This window comes from Streptomyces spiralis (assembly GCF_014654675.1).
GTDB classification, from domain to species: Bacteria; Actinomycetota; Actinomycetes; order Streptomycetales; family Streptomycetaceae; genus Streptomyces; species Streptomyces spiralis.
In genome coordinates this window covers 18,324-35,228 of the sequence record NZ_BNBC01000032.1, presented here as the reverse complement: position 1 = coordinate 35,228, position 16,905 = coordinate 18,324, and the positions used below count along the sequence as shown (strand labels likewise).

The 16,905-nt window shown below is 71.1% G+C and carries 11 protein-coding genes; 4 read left to right on the top strand and 7 right to left on the bottom strand.

What is annotated here, in order from left to right:
- Positions 1-29: 29 nt before the first annotated feature.
- From icmF to IE318_RS28465, 3 genes are all read left to right on the top strand, one after another.
- On the top strand, positions 30-3,278 hold the full coding sequence (icmF, locus tag IE318_RS28475; protein WP_189904897.1) for a fused isobutyryl-CoA mutase/GTPase IcmF: 3,249 nt from the start codon (positions 30-32) through the stop codon (positions 3,276-3,278).
- Positions 3,279-3,352: 74 nt separating this feature from the next.
- Positions 3,353-5,041 carry an AMP-binding protein gene (locus IE318_RS28470; protein ID WP_189904894.1) on the top strand — a complete coding sequence of 563 codons (1,689 nt, stop codon included), beginning with the start codon at positions 3,353-3,355 and terminating at the stop codon, positions 5,039-5,041.
- Positions 5,042-5,087: 46 nt separating this feature from the next.
- Positions 5,088-5,951: a 3-hydroxybutyryl-CoA dehydrogenase gene (locus tag IE318_RS28465; RefSeq protein ID WP_189904893.1), complete on the top strand. Its 864-nt coding sequence runs from the start codon at positions 5,088-5,090 to the stop codon at positions 5,949-5,951.
- Between the two features lie 189 nt (positions 5,952-6,140).
- Here IE318_RS28465 and IE318_RS28460 read toward each other — a convergent pair whose 3' ends face one another.
- From IE318_RS28460 to IE318_RS28435, 6 genes are all read right to left on the bottom strand, one after another.
- Positions 6,141-8,090, bottom strand: coding sequence for an oxidoreductase (locus tag IE318_RS28460; protein ID WP_189904891.1), 1,950 nt, complete (start codon positions 8,088-8,090; stop codon positions 6,141-6,143).
- Between the two features lie 18 nt (positions 8,091-8,108).
- Complete coding sequence (locus tag IE318_RS28455) at positions 8,109-9,242, bottom strand: acyl-CoA dehydrogenase family protein (protein ID WP_189904889.1); 1,134 nt, start codon at positions 9,240-9,242, stop codon at positions 8,109-8,111.
- Between the two features lie 44 nt (positions 9,243-9,286).
- Complete coding sequence (locus IE318_RS28450; protein ID WP_189904887.1) at positions 9,287-10,627, bottom strand: FAD-dependent oxidoreductase; 1,341 nt, start codon at positions 10,625-10,627, stop codon at positions 9,287-9,289.
- A gap of 45 nt (positions 10,628-10,672) precedes the next feature.
- A complete protein-coding gene (locus IE318_RS28445; RefSeq protein WP_189904885.1) occupies positions 10,673-13,174 on the bottom strand; it encodes an ATP-binding cassette domain-containing protein in 2,502 nt (833 codons plus the stop codon).
- Between the two features lie 11 nt (positions 13,175-13,185).
- Positions 13,186-14,055, bottom strand: a complete 870-nt coding sequence (locus IE318_RS28440) for a branched-chain amino acid ABC transporter permease (protein WP_030175234.1) — start codon at positions 14,053-14,055, stop codon at positions 13,186-13,188.
- Positions 14,056-14,210: 155 nt separating this feature from the next.
- A complete protein-coding gene (locus tag IE318_RS28435; protein ID WP_229903794.1) occupies positions 14,211-15,107 on the bottom strand; it encodes an SDR family NAD(P)-dependent oxidoreductase in 897 nt (298 codons plus the stop codon).
- Between IE318_RS28435 and IE318_RS28430 the strand changes: the two genes are divergently transcribed.
- Entirely contained in the window at positions 15,106-16,158 is a 1,053-nt protein-coding gene (locus IE318_RS28430) for an NAD(P)-dependent alcohol dehydrogenase (RefSeq protein WP_030175239.1), read from the top strand. The genes IE318_RS28435 and IE318_RS28430 overlap by 2 nt on opposite strands.
- A 277-nt stretch (positions 16,159-16,435) precedes the next feature.
- Here IE318_RS28430 and IE318_RS28425 read toward each other — a convergent pair whose 3' ends face one another.
- A complete protein-coding gene (locus IE318_RS28425) occupies positions 16,436-16,792 on the bottom strand; it encodes a zinc-binding metallopeptidase family protein (RefSeq protein WP_189904883.1) in 357 nt (118 codons plus the stop codon).
- Between the last annotated feature and the right edge of the window lie 113 nt (positions 16,793-16,905).

Below are 16,905 nucleotides of genomic sequence, written 5' to 3'. Positions count from 1 at the left end.
CGACGCGGGAGGGGCAGTCTGGAGTGCCCATGTCCGCAGGCGACGCGGCAGCGCGGCCGTACCGCGCCCAGCATCCCGTCCGCTTCGTGACCGCTTCGAGCCTCTTCGACGGCCATGACGCGTCGATCAACATCATGCGGCGCATCCTGCAGGCCCAGGGCGCGGAAGTGATCCACCTCGGACACAACCGCTCCGTCGGCGAGGTGGTGGACGCCGCCTTGGAGGAGGACGTCCAGGGCGTCGCCGTCAGCTCCTACCAGGGCGGCCACATCGAGTACTTCGAGTACCTGATGGAGCTGCAGAAGGAGCGCGGCGCCGGGCATGTGAAGGTGTTCGGCGGCGGCGGGGGCGTCATCGTGCCGCAGGAGGTCGAGCGGCTCGCGCGCGCCGGGGTGCGCATCTTCTCGCCGGAGGACGGACAGCGGCTCGGCCTGGTGGGGATGATCCGGTCGATGATCGAGGCGTGCGACACCGCACCCTGGCAGGACTCGCCGGCCGAGGTCGGCCGGGTGCTCGCCGGTGAACGCCCGGCCCTGGCCCGGCTGTTGTCCGGGGCCGCCGCCCAGACCGTGCCGGCCGCGGACCTACGGGCGCTGGAGAAGGCGGCCGCGGCACGCCAGGTACCGGTGCTGGGCATCACGGGCACGGGCGGATCGGGCAAGTCCTCACTCACCGACGAGCTCGTGCGCAGGCTCCGCACCGACCAGGGCGACGCGCTGCGAGTGGCCGTGCTCGCGGTGGATCCGACGCGGCGTCGCGGCGGAGGCGCGCTGCTCGGCGACCGCATCCGGATGAACTCCCTCGACGGCGACCGCGTCTTCTTCCGCTCCCTTGCGACCCGCGGCAGGGGTGAACTCCCCGACGGACTCGCCGATTCGATCGTCGCATGCAAGGCGGCCGGCTACGACCTGGTCGTCGTCGAGACACCCGGCATCGGCCAGGGCGACGCGGCGATCGTGCCGTACGCGGATGTGTCGCTGTACGTGATGACGCCCGAGTTCGGTGCCGCCTCTCAGCTCGAGAAGATCGACATGCTGGACTTCGCGGACGTCGTCGCCATCAACAAGTTCGAACGGCGCGGTGCGGCGGACGCCCTGCGCGACGTCGGGCGCCAACTCGTACGCAACCGTGAGGCGTTCGGCTCCCGTGCGGACGACATGCCGGTGTTCGGCACCAGCGCCGCCACCTTCAACGACGACGGGGTGACCGCGCTCTACCAGCATCTGCGCACGCTGCTCGCAGAGCGCGGCCTGCCGGTCGCCGCCGGAGCCCTGCCCGCGGTGTCCGTACGCCACTCCAGCGGCGCGGCGCAGATCGTACCGACGCAGCGGGCGCGCTATCTGGCCGACATTGCCGAGACGGTGCGGACGTATCATGCGCTCACCCGCGACCAGGCTGCCGCGGCCCGCCGAGTGCAACAACTGACGGCGGTCCGTGGGGAGTTGGCGGCACGGCAGGCGCCGACGGGTGATGTCGACCGGCTGCTCACCGAGGCGCGGGAGCAGCTCGACGAGGACGCCCGCCGCGCGTTGGAGCAGTGGCCCGACACCGTACAGGCCTACGCGGGCGATGAGTTGGTGGTCACCGTGGGCGGGCGAGAGCTGCGTACCGCTCTGGTACGCGAGTCGCTGTCGGGCAGCCGGATCCCTCGCGTCGCGCTGCCGCGATTCACCGATCACGGGGAGCTGCTGCGCTTTCTGCGGGCGGAGAACCTGCCGGGTGCGTTCCCGTTCACGGCCGGGGTGTTCCCCTTCAAGCGCGAGGGCGAGGATCCGGCGCGGATGTTCGCCGGGGAAGGCGATCCCTTCCGGACCAACCGCCGGTTCAAGCTGCTGTCCCAGGGCTCCGAGGCGACCCGCCTGTCCACCGCCTTCGACTCCGTCACCCTCTACGGACGCGATCCCGACCGGCGCCCCGACATCTACGGCAAGGTCGGCACCTCCGGTGTCTCGGTGGCGACGCTGGAGGACATGAAGGCGCTGTACGACGGGTTCGACCTGGTCGCGCCGACCACTTCCGTCTCCATGACGATCAACGGCCCCGCACCGACGATCCTCGCCTTCTTCCTCAACACGGCCATCGACCAGCGGCTCGACGCGTACGCTGCCGAGCACGGCCACGCACCCGACGCCGAACAGGCGCGGGAGATCCGGGCCCAGGTGCTCAAGCGCGTGCGCGGCACCGTGCAGGCCGACATCCTCAAGGAGGACCAGGGGCAGAACACGTGCCTGTTCTCCACGGAGTTCAGCCTGCGCATGATGGGCGACATCCAGGAGTGGTTCATCGAGCAGGACGTACGCAACTTCTACTCGGTCTCCATCTCCGGCTACCACATCGCCGAGGCCGGGGCGAATCCCATCAGCCAGCTCGCGTTCACCCTCGCCAACGGATTCACCTACGTCGAGTCGTATCTGGCGCGCGGCATGCACATCGACGACTTCGCGCCGAACCTGTCGTTCTTCTTCTCCAACGGCATGGACCCGGAGTACTCGGTGCTCGGCCGGGTGGCCCGCCGCATCTGGGCGGTCGCGATGCGCGACCGCTACGGGGCGAACGAGCGCAGCCAGAAGCTCAAGTACCACGTGCAGACATCGGGCCGCTCCCTGCACGCCCAGGAGATGGACTTCAACGACATCCGCACCACCCTGCAGGCGCTGATCGCGCTCTACGACAACTGCAACAGCCTGCACACCAACGCCTACGACGAGGCGGTGACCACCCCCACCGAGGACTCCGTGCGCCGGGCGCTCGCCATCCAGCTGATCATCAACCGCGAGTGGGGCCTCGCGATGAACGAGAACCCGCTGCAGGGCGCGTACGTCATCGACGAGCTCACCGACCTTCTGGAGGAGGCGGTCCTCACCGAATTCGAGCGGATCAGCGAGCGCGGCGGCGTGCTCGGCGCCATGGAGACCGGCTACCAACGGGGCCGTATCCAGGACGAATCGATGCTCTACGAGGAGCGCAAGCACGACGGAACGCTGCCGATCATCGGCGTCAACACCTTCCGCACGCCGCACGCCGAGGACACGGCCCCGGCCGCCCTAGAACTGGCCCGCGCCACCGAGCGGGAGAAGGAGTCCCAGCTCGCCCGCGTCCAGGACTTCCAGGCGCGCCACAAGGACGCCGCCCACGCCGCCTTGGCCGATCTCCGGCGCGCCGCAACCAGCGGCAAGAACGTGTTCGCCGTGCTGATGGAGGCCGCACGCGTCTGCTCGCTGCAGCAGATCACCGAGGCGTTCTTCGAGGTGGGCGGCGCCTACCGGCGCAACGTCTGACACCCCCGTGCGCAAGCCGGCCGGCGGATCGTCCGCGGCCGACCGACCCGAGACAACCGACCCAGGAGGCACCGATGCGGCCGACACGTCCGCCCACGGCCGAACTCGCCGACCGATACCGCACCCGTGGAGCCTGGCGGGACCGCCCGGTCGCCGGGTATCTGCGCCGAGCGGCCGCGACGTGGCCGGACGCGCTCGCCGTAGTCGACGGTGAGCGTCGCATGACCTTCGCCGAAGTCGACCGGCAGGCGACGGCGCTGGCCGCTGCCCTGCACACCCACGGGATCGGCCAGGACGACGTCGTGTCGTTCCAACTGCCCAACCGGGCCGAGGCCGTGGTGCTCTTCCAGGCGATCATGAAGGTGGGTGCCGTCGCTCATCCGATTGTGCCGATCTACCGAGGGCACGAACTCCGATTCATCCTGCGCCAGGCACGGACGAAGATCGTGTTCGTGCCGGGCCGTTACCGGGGCTTCGACTACCCGGACCTCTACCGGCACCTGCGCGACGACCTCCCCGAGCTGCGGGAGGTGGTGATCGTCGGCGACGGTGCGGACGAGAGTGCGCCGCCGGCCCTCACCATTGCCTGGGAGACGTTCCTCAGCACGGCGGGGCCCGATCCCGAGACGACGGTGCGCGCGCTGCCCGACCCTGATCCCGACCAGGTCTGCCTGCTGCTCTACACCTCCGGCACGACCGCGGACCCCAAAGGTGTGCTGCACAGCCACAACACCCTGGTCTTCGAGAACTTCTCGATGATCGACCGGTTCGCTCTCAACGAGCGGGACGTGATCTTCAACCCCTCCCCGGTCACGCACATCACCGGGGTGAACTGCGCCCTCGTACTGCCCTTCCTGCTCGGTGCCCCCGTGGTCCTGCAGGACCTGTGGGATCCGGCGCTCGCGCTGCGCCGGATCAACGGGAACGGGGCGAGTTTCGCGATCTTCTCGACACCCTTCCTGACGGGCCTGCTCGCCGCTGTCGAGGCCGCGGACGCGACGGCGCCGTCACTGCGGTACCTCGTCTGCGGCGGCGCGGAGATCCCGGACGACCTCACGCGCCGGGCCGCCGGCCGCCTCGGTGTGGTGACCCGTATGTACGGGGCGACCGAGGGCCCCTCGGTGACCGCGGCCGACCGGTGGGCCCCGGCCGGGATCCGCACCCGCAGCGACGGCACCCCGCTCGCCCCGACCGAGGTCGTGGTCTCGGACGGCTCGGGCGGGGCGGCCCCTCCGGGCGTCCTCGGCGAGGTGCTCTGGCGCGGCCCCGACACCTGCCTCGGCTATCTCGACGAACGGCTGAACGACGCCGCGTTCACCCCGGACGGCTGGTTCCGCAGCGGCGACCTGGCCCGGTTCGACGAGCACGGCGCCCTCCACATCGAGGGCCGCATCAAGGACATCGTCAACCGTTCGGGCGAGAAGATCAGTGTCCACGACGTGGAGAACCTCCTCGGCGAGCATCCCGCTGTCGCCGAGGTCGCCGTCGTCGCCGGACCCGACGACCGTACGGGCGAGCGGGCCTGCGCGTTCGTCGTGACCAGCGGGACGGAAGAACTCACCCTTGAGGACATCGGCGCCCACCTGACCGCCCGTGAAGTGGCCACGCAGAAGATCCCGGAGAGCCTCTTCGTCGTCGACACCCTGCCGTACACGGTCAGCGGCAAGATCAAGAAGTTTGCGCTGCGGGAGTGGCTGCGGGACCGCGAGGGGAACGCGCAGACCGCTGCGGGCATGACCGTCCTCGCCGTCCATGAACGCTGAACCCACCTCCTCAGACAGGCATTTCACACCTTTGGAAAGGAACTCCATGTCTGACATCTCCCGCCTGGGCGTCGTCGGCTGCGGCCTCATGGGCTCCGGCATAGCCGAAGTCGCAGCACTGCGCGGCCTCGACGTCACCGTCACCGAATCGAGCGCCGAGCTCGCCGCCGCGGGCCGCGACCGCGTCATCGCGTCCCTGGAGCGCGGGGTGCGACGCGGCAAGCTCACCGAGACCGAGCGCGACCAGGCCCTGGCCCGGCTGACCTTCACCCATGATCTCGGCGAGCTCGCCGACCGGCAGTTCGTCATCGAGGCCGTTGCCGAGAACCGGGATGTCAAGCTCGACCTCTTCCGGCAACTGGACAAGGTGATCGTCGACCCCGAGGCCGTCCTCGCCACCAACACCTCCTCGATCCCCGTCGTCGACCTCGCCGTCGCCACCGGCCGCTCCTCCCACGTCGTCGGCCTGCACTTCTTCAACCCCGTACCGGTCCAGAAGCTCGTCGAGGTGATCCCCGCTCTGACCACCAGCGCGGACACGGTGACCCGCGCCCGCGCCGTCGCCACCGAGCTGCTCGGCAAGGAGGTCGTCCAGGCGCCCGACCGTTCGGGGTTCGTGGTCAACGCGCTGCTGGTGCCGTATCTGCTCGCCGCGATCCGCATGGTGGAATCCGGCGCGGCCCGCCCCGAGGACATCGACCGCGGCATGGAACTGGGCTGCGCGCACCCGATGGGCCCGCTGCGGCTGCTCGACCTGATCGGCCTGGACACGGCGCAGGCGGTGGCCGAGTCGATGTACGAGGAGTTCAAGGAGCCCCTCTACGCCGCTCCCCCGCTGCTCCAGCGCATGGTGGCGGCCGGGCATCTGGGGCGTAAGAGCGGGCGCGGGTTCTACCCGTACGACAGCTGATCATGTACGCCACAGCCAGCCGCGAGGTCCGGCGGCCGGCTGTGACGGGCATGGCATCGCATGGCGTGGCGTGGCGACGACGACGTACAGCCCGTCGACGCCACGCCACTTCGCCCATCTGGTCGACGACCACGGCGGAGGTGCCCGTGCCACCACACCACTGTGCGACGTGCCGCTGCTGCCATTGTTCTACAGAGGTTCGGCGCCCACCGCCTCCGCTCCCGCCCGACCCTCCGCGATGGCGTGGGCGATGCGACGCGGAACGACGCAGTCGCCGACAGCGAGGACACTCTGGCCGTCGGCCGGCATGATGTCAGGGCGGTACGGGAGCCGTTCACCGACGGTCACCAAGAGGTCCGCGGCCACGGTCGACTCATGGCCGTCCAGCACGTGGCGCAGCCGCAGACCATCGGCGGTCGTGGCCGTGACGGTGTTCATCACGACAACACGCAGCGGCGCTCCGGCGAGCCGGTTCATCAACTGGGTGCGGTTCTCCGGGGACAGGCCGGTCGCGAAGCCGTGGCCGGGCGTGATGACGGTGACCTCGCGGGCCCCGGCCGCCAGCGCGCTCTCCACGGCGCTGACGCCCTGCCACCAGCCGAAGCCGTCGTCCAGGACAGCGATCCTCGGGGCGTCCGGTACTACGTCGGCGTACTGGTGGAGGAAGTCCGTGCTGGTGAGGGTCCGTAGGTCCCCGGGCACGGGTACGGCTACCTCCCTGGCGCCGGTGGCGAGCACGATCCGGGAGAACCTCGCCAGTTCGGCGGGGGTCGGAGCCGTCCCCAGCAGGACGCGGACGCCGAGGTCGGCGAGCTGGTCGCGTTGATGGTCGACAATCTTCTGCCAGCCGGAGCGGTGTGCGGCGCGGGCGGCGAGGCGTGCCTGCCCGCCGACGTCCCGGGCGGTGTCGAAGACGACGACCTCGGCGCCGGTGCGGGCGAGCGTCAGCGCGCACTCCATGCCCGCGGGGCCGGCACCGAGGACGGCTACGGAGCCGGGCCGGTCGAGCCGCACGGGGGTGAGTCGCAGGGGCACGGCCGGCCGGAACTCAGCGCCCGGCGGCCCGAGTTCAGGGTTCACCGAGCAGGATCCGGTGGGCTCGAAGGTCCGGCAGCCCTCGTTGCAGCCCGTGCAGGGGCGTACGGAACGCTCGTCGCCCGCGACCACTTTGCGGGCGAAGTCGGGGTCGGCGATGAACGGCCGCGCCATACCGACCAGGTCGGCTCCCGAGCTCAGCGCCCCTTCGATGTCGGTCACCGACCGGAAGCCCTGGCTGACGAGGAGCGGCAGTGCGAGGGCGGCGCGCAGCCGGGCCACGGATTCGAGGAGCGGCGGGCCGGTGGTGGCCATGCCGGGGACGTAGGTGTTGCGGACGCCGGTGGTGACGTTGGCGTAGGTGAAGGGCGAGGCGGCGGCCAGGCGCGGCAGCAGTTCGGTCAGGTCGTCCAGGCCGAGCCCGGAGTCCTCGCCCGGCTCCACCGATACCCTTACGCCGATGGGGAGTTCGCCGATCTCGCTGCGGATCGCAGTGATCACCTGGGCGAGCAGGGCGATCCGGTCGCCGTACTCGTCGGTGCGGGTGTTGTTGATGCGGGAGAGGAACTGGGCGAGCAGATAGCCGTGACCTGCGTGCAGTTCGACGCCGTGGAAGCCGGCCTGCACGCTGTTGGCCGCCGAGATGCGGAACGCGTCAACCACATGGCGTACTTCTTCGGTGCTCAGCGGGTGTGGTGCGCTCGCCTCGCGGGGCGAGCGGACGGCGGCCGCGGAGACCGGCGCGTAGTACGTGCCCGCGCCCAGGGTCTCGCGGCCGAGGTGGACGAGCTGGGCGATGGCCACGGCTCCGCCGTCGGTGATGGCCTCGGCCCGGCGGCGCACCGCGTCCTTGATCTCGGGGCGCCATGCTTCGGTCAAGTACCGCTGTGGCAGCGTCGATTCCGCGGCCACGGCAGTTCCGCCGGTGATCACCATTCCTGCGCCGCCCTGCGCGAGGCGCCGCCAGTAGGCCGTGTCGGCGTGGGTGGGGGCGCCTTCGGCGACGGCTGCGGTGGCGTGCGCGGTGGCGACGAGGCGGTTACGCAGGGTGTGCCCGCCGAGCGTGAACGGGGTGGCGAGGGCGCGTGCGTCGTGTCCGGTCATCTGACTCTCCCTGTCGGCTCAGGCGGCGGATCGCGTGGCGAGACCGACGAGTTCGGCGAGCCGGACACGGTGCTGCTGTGCCGTGCCGAACAGCACCTCGCTGCTGCGCGCGCGGCGTACGTACAAATGCGCGGGGTGTTCCCAGGTGAAGCCGATTCCGCCGTGCAGCTGGACGTACTCGGCCGTGGCCAGGCGGAAGGTCTCGGAGCAGACCGCGGCGGCGGCACTCGCGGCGACGGGCAGCTGGGGCGAGCCGAGGGCCACGCAGGCGGTCGCGTACGTGGCTGCCGAGCGGGCTGCCTCCAGCGCGACCAGCACATCGGCCAGCCGGTGCTTGACCGCCTGGAACGAGCCGATGGGGCGCCCGAACTGGTGCCGCTGCGCGGCGAATCCGACCGTCGCGTCCAGTGCGTGGCCGCTGCCGCCGACCTGCTCGGCGGCGAGCGCGGCCAGTCCCGCGTCGAGCGCCGCCGCCACTTCGCCGGACTCGCCCACGGGCGTGGCGGGTGCGCCGTGGAACTCCACCCGTGCCTGCCGGCGCGTCTCGTCCAGGACGCGGTGCGGGGTGCGCACGCAGGTGTCCGGCGCCGGTTCACAGGTGAACAGTCGGGGCCCGTCAGGAGTTTGGGCCCGTACGAGGATCAGGTCCGCGCCGGCGCCGTCGAGCACGAAGTCCGCCGCGCCGCGCAGCACCGGGCCCGCGCCGGTGGGCTCGGCGCCGATACCGAGCACGTCGTCGAGGAAGCCGGCGACGGTTGCGGTGAGCGTGCCGTCCGCGATCCGCGGCAGATAGCGCTCGCATGCCTGCCGGTCCCCGGAGGTGAGCAGGGCGTGCGGGGTGAGGACCACCGTCGGCAGCAGCGGCCCGCAGTAGAGAGCGCGCCCTGCCTCCTCCAGGGCCACGGCGAGTTCCGCGAAGGTGAAGCCCGATCCGCCGTACTCCTCGGGAACGGCGAGAGCGTGCACACCGATCTCGCCCGCAAGCCGCGCCCAGACGGTCTCGTCGTAACCACGCGGGGTGGCCGCTTGCTTGCGGACGTCTTCCGGGCCGCTCACTTCGGCGAAGAAGTCCCTGAGGACGGTGCGGAGTTCTCGCTGTTCCTCGGTCTCGGACAGCAGCTGGGGGTCGATCTCGGGGTGAGGGCGGTGCATGAGGTCTCCAACGTGCTCGGGTGTGCGCGTGGCCGAGATTGGTGTCACGAGCGGTGTGCCCTCTCGGCCGCGGTCTGGGCCGCGGTCAGTCCGAAGACGAGGGCCGAGGCGATGCCGCCCGCGTAGGCGCGGTGCCACAGGCCGCCGGTGTCCGACCCGGCGGCGAGGAGTCCTGGAAGAGGCCGGCCGTCCTCGCCCAGGACACGGGCCCGGTCGTCTATGCGTACGCCGTGGAAGGGGAAGGTGATGGCCGGGACCGTCTCGATGACGTAGTACGGCGGTTCGTCGAGCGGCAGGCGGTCCAGCTCCCGGCCGGGCACCGGTTCCCGCCCGTGCCCGGTCTGTTCGTTGAAGTGGGCGACGGCGTCGCGGACGGCTGCGGCGTCGTAGCCCCACTCCTCGGGCAGGCAGGCCAGTTCGTCGAGGTCCTCGGCGAGTCCGACGCGGCCGCCCCGCTTGCTCGCCAGGGCGAACTTGTCGACGGCGACGGCTCCTTCGACGTAGGAGCCGACGATCCAGTCGCGGAACACCCGGGCGTCGGCGATCAGGAGCCCACGGCCCTCCGGCTGTTCAAGCAGTGCCATGGCGGTGAGATGGTCGCCCTGCGTCTCGTCGACGAACCGCTCGCCGCGCAGGTTCATCAGCAGGGCGTGCTCGCTGTAGTACAGCGACATGTCGACGAAGTCCGCCCCGTCGGCGAACGGGATGCCGCTGGGGATGAGGTGTCCGTAGAAACCGGCGTCGTCGGCGCCGGTGGCCGCGCCCGCCCGGGTGGCCAGCCGGTAACCGCCGCCAGTGCTGTGGGGGTTGGAACGCAGTTGCATACGGTCGGCCCGGGGGTGCACGTGCGCGGTGCGCAGGGCGAGATCGCCCTGGAATCCGCCGGTCGCGACGAGCGTGCTGCGGGCCCGTATCCGCCTGTGTGTGCCGTCGGCCGCCCGCACGTCCGCTCCGACCACGACGCCGTGCTCGATCACGAGGCGTTCGGTGTCGGTCTCCAGCAGCACCTCGCCCCCGGCGTCGAGGACGAGACGTCGGCAGGTGTCGATGTAGTGGTTGGTGTCGAACTGGTGGCCACGGCCGAAGCTGAGGATGCGTTGGGCGTCCTTGGTCTCCACGCCGATGGAGCGGATCCAGGAGATGCCGTCGGCGAACCGGTCCACCAGCGCGCGCTTGAGTGCGATGTCTCCGCGTGGGTTGTGCTCGTCCATGACGTCGTGGTCCGGGGCCGTCCACGCGTAGCCGGCGAAGCGTGCCGAGCCGCCGACGTCGGTGCCCGTCTCGGTGATCGTGACGGACAGACCGTGGCGGACGGCGCGGGCGCCTGCGGTCAGTCCCGCCATGCCCGCGCCGATGATCAGCAGGTCGACGGCTTCGGTGGTCATACGGCTCTCCTGAAATGAAAGGGGGTGTACGTCCGGCAGGGTGTATCAGGCCTGCGCGACGGGGGCGGAGGCATCGTCCTGCCCGTCGAAGTAGGCCTGTTCGGCGCGGTCGAGGAACACCGGGTCGGCGGGCTCGCCCCGGACGGCGATGCCGCCCTCGTGCAGGACGACCACCTCGTGGCAGGCAGCCGCGGCGCGGCCCAGCGACTGTTCGAGAAGGACGACGGTGAGGCCCTCGTGGGCGAGCCGGCCCAGGCGCGCGTACACCTCGTCGACCATCGCCGGGGACAGGCCGAGCGCCGGTTCGTCGACGATGATCAGGTCAGGACGGGCCATCAGGGCGCGGGCGATCGCCAGGATCTGCTGCTCACCACCGGAGAGCCCGGCGGCAGGTACGCCCATCCGCTCGCGCAGCCGCGGCGGCAGCCACTCGACGGTCTGGGCGAGCCGCGCCCGCAGTTCCGCTCCCTTGATGTCGGCGGCGTACGCGGCGACCTCCAGGTTCTCCCGCAGCGAGAGCGTCTTGAACAGGGCGCGGCCCTCGGGCACCAGCGCGGATCGCAGACCGTCGGCGGCCGTGCGCCGGCCGAGCGTGGGTGGGAGCGTGCCGTGCAGGATCCGGCCCAGGGTGCTCTTGCCTGCGCCGTTGGCGCCGACGACGCCGATCACGCTGCCCTGGGGGACGGTGAGGTCGACGTCGTGCAGCGCGGTGACCCCGCTGTAGCTGTGGCCCACGCCGTCGAGTCGTACCGTGGCGCGTTCGGTGCCGTCGCGGGGCGGGAGGTCGTCTCGGGTGCTGCCCTCGCCCAGGTACGAGGAGCGCACCCTGGGATCGTCCAGGATCTTGCCGGGCTCGCCCTCGCCGATCGGCCGCCCGAAGTCGAAAGCGACCACCCGGTGGGCGACGGCGAACAGGTCGTCGAGGACATGGTCGATGATCACGACTGCGGTGCCGCGTTCCTGCTGGCGCACGATCTGCCGTGCGAGCAGGGTGCGTTCGGTGGCATCGAGGCCGCCGAACGGCTCGTCCAGGATGAGCAGTTCGGGCTCCTCGGCAAGTGCCCGGGCCAGGTCGAGGCGTTTGTGAAGGCCGAACGGCAGCTCGGCCGGATAGCGGTCGGCGACGTGCGCGAGGCCGACGCCCTCGAGGAGTTCGGTGGCCGCCGCCCGGTGCTCGGCGGTGATACGTCGCCGGGTACAGAGTACGTTCTCCAGGACCGTCAGTTCGGGGAAGGTCTCGGCGTGCTGGAAGGTGCGGCCGATGCCGAGCCGCCGTCGGGCGGTGGCGCGTGTCTTCAGCAGGGGCTTGCCGTGATAGTCGGCGCCGCCGGCCACCCGCCCTTCAGCGACGAGCCCCGACAGGGCGTTCAACAGCGTCGTCTTGCCTGCCCCGTTGGGGCCGATGATCGCGACGGTCTCGCCGGTCCGTACGGACATGGACGCGCCTTCGAGCGCCTTGAGCCCACCGAAGGTGACGGCCACGTCGTCGAGACGCAGGAGTTCGGGGGCGGTTGCCGCGGGTGCGGGTACGGGCTCGACAGCATCTGCGGTCAGCTCCACCGCGGTCGGTGTCGGCCGGGTGGGCCGACGTCGCAGTCGGCGTGCAAGGCGTCCCGCGGTGGGCACCACGCCGCCCGGCAGGAACAGCAGCGCCGCGATGAGCACGACGCCCTGCAGGATCGGCTGCGGTAGACCAGCGCTCTCGGCGGCCGTGGGCACCCAGGTCAGATACGCGCCACCGACGACCGCGCCCAGCAGCGTGCCGGCGCCGCCGAGAACGCACGCGGCGATCAGCGAGATCGCCAGCGTCAGAGAGAACGGCTCGGGGCTGACGAACCCGACGACCAGGGCCAGCAGGACGCCCGCCAGGGCGGCGAACACGGCGCTGACCGCGAAGGCCAGAGCGGACTGGGCCTCCGGCGCGATGCCGATCGAACGCGCCGCCATCGGGTGGGACTTGGCGGCGACGAGTCGCATCCGCAGGGCGCCGGGCCGGGCCAGCGCGGCCACCGCGAGCGCGATCCCCGCCACGCCCACGGCGATGTACTGCGCCTCAGTGCCCGCGCTGGCCAGCGTGCCAAGGCCGAGGGCGCTGTGCAGCTTCGTCAGCGGGATGCCCTGGTCGCCGCCGGTCACGCTGGTCCACTGACCCATCACCTCCAGCGACACCATGGTGAACGCGAGGGTGAGCAGGGCCACGTACAGCATGGAGAACCGGGCGCCGGCGCTCCCGAGGAACGCCCCGAGGGCGGCGCTGCACCCGACCGCACCGAGCACCACGGCCTCCACCGACCAGCCGTGTCCACTGCCGTAGGCGGCGAAGTAGGCGCCCAGGGCGAAGAACGCGGGATGGGCGATCGACCAGATGCCGGCCCATCCCGCGAGCAGCCCGACCGAGAGGACGAGGACGGTGTAGACGGCGGCGAGCCCCACGGAGTAGGCCTGGTAGGGCGGGATGGCCCCGGAGTTCAGTACGGCGATGAGCGCGGCCGCGGCAAGCGGGCCGAGCGCCGCTCTGGCGAGGGTGGAACGACTGATGACGGACATGGAGCGCTCCCTCAGACCCGCTGGAACGTGCGCACACCGAACAACCCCTGGGGGCGGATCAGCAGCACGAGGATGGTGAACGAGAACACGAAGGTGTCCCGGTAGCCGGCTGAGACGTAACTCGCGGCCAGGTTGTCCAGGACGCCCACCGTGAGGCCGCCGATGACGGCTCCGTACATGCTGGTCAGGCCGCCCAGGAAGATGCCTGCGAAGGCCCGGAACAGCGGTGCGCTGAGCACGGTGGGGACCAGTCCGGCCCGGGGCGCGTACAGGACGGCGGCGAGGACGGCCAGTCCGAGTCCGAGTGCCCAGGCGATGCGCGCGATGCGCTGCGAGCCGAGGCCGAGGATCCGCGCGGTCTCGGCGGACTCGGCGACGGCGCGCATCGCGGAACCGATCGTGGTACGTCCGAAGAGGTACGCCACCAGCGCCATCGCGACCGCGGCCACGGCGAGGGTGAGCAGGCTCTGGGCGGGGATCGCCGAGCTGCCGATGGCGACGGAGCCTTCCACCAGGCTCGGGAAGAGCCGCGGCCGGTCGTCCCAGATGGTGCTGATGACGCTCTCCGCGATGAGCGAGAGGCCCATCGTCATGACGAGCGCCGAGAGCAACTCCCCCTGGGCCAGGGGCCTGATCACCGTTTCCCGGGCGGCCAGGCCGACCGCCGTGGTCACCACGATCGCGGCCACTGCGGCGAGCAGCAGCGGCAGGCCGCTGTCGTACAGGGCCAAGGCGGCGTAGAGGCCGATGGTGGCCAGGCTTGCGAGGGCGAAGTTGACCACATCCGTCGCCCGATAAATGATCACGAGCCCCAACCCCATCAGGCCGTACACCGCGCCGCTGGCGAGACCACTCACCAGGACGAGCAGCAACTGATCCACGTCGACCGTCTCCTCGCACCGGGCGCCCGAGCACCCTGCAAACTGAACTCAATTCATGCACGGTAGACATCGGCGGGCCGGGCGAGCAAGACCCGTGCACGAGTTCGTCGAAGCCCCGAGGGCCGCGCAGGGCGCGCCCCGCACCCGTCCTTCGGTCAGGCGGTGAACCTGCCTCCGTTGGCCAGCAGCACCGCGCCGACCAGGTTCACCGCGGCGTCACTCGCCAGGAACAGCACGATGTCCGCGATCTCCTCGGCCGTGGCATACGGACGCACCCGTGGATCGGCGAATCCGCTGCGCAGCACCGCAGGAGTACGCGCCGCCATGCCGGTGTCGGTCGGGCCGGGCGCCACGACATTCACCCGGATCCCCGAAGCGATGACCTCCTTGGCGACAGCCTGACTCAGCGCATGCACCCCCGCCTTGGACGCGGCATAGTGCGGATAGCCGACGGGGGTGTCGAAGACGGACGAGGAGCCGATGACCACGATGGCACCGGATCCCACCGGGCGCATCGCCCGTACCGCGGCGCGCAGTACGTGGAACGTACCGTCCAGGTTGATCCGCATGACGCGCTGCCAGTCCGCGTCCTCGAGCCGGTCGGTGACCTCGGGCGGACGACCCTCCACCAGCGCATCCGCAATCAGCTGCTTGGCCTTGGGGTCGTCGACACCGGCGGCGTGCACCAGGACGTCGAGCCGCCCGTACCGCCGCACCACGTCCTCGACAGCCTCCTCGACCGCGGCCGCGTCCACCACGTCGAGCGCGACCGCACGTGCGCCGCCGATCCCCCGGGCGACGGCTTCGGCACCCTCGGGTTCGACGTCGGCCAGGACCACGGCCCTCGCCCCTTCGGCGGCCAACTGCCGCGCCACCGCCGCACCCATGCCCGAGCCGGCCCCGATCACCATCGCAACCTTGCCCACGAACCGGCCCTGCCGCCCTGCATCGCCACTCATCCCGATCTCCCTCCACGCAGCCTGATATTGAACTGACTTCGTCTCTGTTACCGTGACCGGCAGCGGATTGACAAGAGCCTGGACGGTGACCATGAGAGCGGTGCGACTGACAGCCTGGCAACGCGATCCCCAGCTGGCCGAGATCGAGCAACCGATGCCCCGGGCAGGCGAGGTGCTGCTTCGAGTGGAGGCCGCCGGCCTGTGCCACTCGGACGTGCACGTCGTGGACGCTCCCCCAGGCGCACTCCCCTACCAGCCGCCGTTCACCCTCGGACACGAGGTCGCCGGGCACGTTGCGGCACTGGGCCCCGATGCGGACACCGATCCCGAAAGCCCGCGGATCGGCGATCGCTTCGCGGTATACGGCCCGTGGGGTTGCGGATCGTGCGCACACTGCGCCATCGGCCGGGACAACTACTGCGATCGACGGGGCACCCTGTCCTGGCACGGAGCCGGCCTCGGCCGGGACGGCGGAATGGCCGAGTACATGCTGGTGTCATCGGCCCGGCACCTGGTGCCCATCGGCGACCTGCCGGCCGACCAGGCGGCACCGCTCTCCGATGCCGGCCTGACCTCCTACCACGCCATCGCGGGACTGCGACACCTGCTCGGCCAGGGCACCACGGTCGCGGTCATCGGCGTCGGCGGACTCGGCCATGTGGCTGTCCAGATCCTGCGCGCGACGACCCCGAGCCGCGTGCTCGCGGTGGACGTCCGCGAGGAGGCCCTGGCCCTCGCGGGCCGCTCCGGCGCGCACTTCGCCACCCTGCTGCGCGCGGACACGGCACAGGTACTGCGCGCTCAGGCCGACGGCGTGGGCGTGGACGCAGTACTCGACTTCGCCGGCACCACGGCGACCCTGGAGCTCGCCACCTCGACGCTGCGCCCGGGCGGCGAGCTCGCGCTCGTCGGTAGCGGCGGCGGCCAGCTCACCGTACGCAAGCCAGGATTCCTACCTCCGGGCTTTCGGCTCTCGCTGCCCTTCTGGGGCCCCCGCCCCGAGCTCGCCGAGGTCCTCACGCTGGCACACTCAGGGGCTCTCAGGGTCGAGACCGAACACTTTCCGCTCTCCGCAGCACCGGAGGCATTCGGTCGCCTACGGAACGGCAAAGTGCGGGCCCGGGCCGTGCTCGTTCCGGACTGATCCCGGCAACGGACCGCAGGCCGCGGCGCGCCACACCTCCTCGGCGGTGACGTCCAGCGCCAGGCCGATCATCCGCGCCCCGTCCGTCCGTCCACTCCTGTGCGAGCGCCTCTCATAGGCAGGCGTCCGCATCAGTAACGGCCACCTCGGCGGCCAGTCAACGCACAACTGCGCACGGCTGCCGCCCATGGCCACCGGAGTCACCGGTGACCAGGGGCGATCTGTCCCGAGGGTCGATCTCCCACGGGCACTCCTGCAGGCGGGTCCTCCTGGTCGGTCAGCTCTGTGCGGCACGCAGCGGTGGGGCCAGCACGCCGTCCGGGATCGGGCAGCGAGTCCGCGCGGTGACGCGCCGGAACTCGTCCTGCGCCCGCTCCAACACTGCGGCGTCGGTGAGCAGTTCGGCAGCGACGGCGCCGGTCGCCTTCGCAGCGTCGACCATCCCCTTGTGAGATGCGGGCAGCTTGCCCTGCGCCACGAACTGCCACGAGTGGCCGGGCGTTCCGAATGGCAAGCAGGCGCTCATCAACTGCACGGTGGGGGTGACCCAACTGACGTCGCCGACATCGGTGGAGCCGGTCACCTGGTGCCGTGGCAGCGCGCGGTCCAGCGGCTTGACGCTGTCGTGGAGCACCCGCGGATCGTCGGCGGCAAGACCGGAGCGCACCCGGTCCGATCGATCTCCGACGGCGTGCACGTGGCCAGGAACTTCCGTGCCCTCTCCTGGTCCGTCGCGTCGAACGGCAC

Excerpts from the sequence above, each read along its gene's own strand:
- icmF (WP_189904897.1), top strand. The coding sequence starts at position 30 with ATGTCCGCAGGCGACGCGGCAGCGCGGCCGTACCGCGCCCAGCATCCC.
- IE318_RS28430 (WP_030175239.1), top strand. The coding sequence starts at position 15,106 with ATGAGAGCGGTGCGACTGACAGCCTGGCAACGCGATCCCCAGCTGGCC.
- IE318_RS28470 (WP_189904894.1), top strand. The coding sequence starts at position 3,353 with ATGCGGCCGACACGTCCGCCCACGGCCGAACTCGCCGACCGATACCGC.
- IE318_RS28465 (WP_189904893.1), top strand. The coding sequence starts at position 5,088 with ATGTCTGACATCTCCCGCCTGGGCGTCGTCGGCTGCGGCCTCATGGGC.
- IE318_RS28455 (WP_189904889.1), bottom strand. The coding sequence starts at position 9,242 with ATGCACCGCCCTCACCCCGAGATCGACCCCCAGCTGCTGTCCGAGACC.
- IE318_RS28460 (WP_189904891.1), bottom strand. The coding sequence starts at position 8,090 with ATGACCGGACACGACGCACGCGCCCTCGCCACCCCGTTCACGCTCGGC.
- IE318_RS28435 (WP_229903794.1), bottom strand. The coding sequence starts at position 15,107 with ATGGTCACCGTCCAGGCTCTTGTCAATCCGCTGCCGGTCACGGTAACA.
- IE318_RS28445 (WP_189904885.1), bottom strand. The coding sequence starts at position 13,174 with ATGTCCGTCATCAGTCGTTCCACCCTCGCCAGAGCGGCGCTCGGCCCG.
- IE318_RS28450 (WP_189904887.1), bottom strand. The coding sequence starts at position 10,627 with ATGACCACCGAAGCCGTCGACCTGCTGATCATCGGCGCGGGCATGGCG.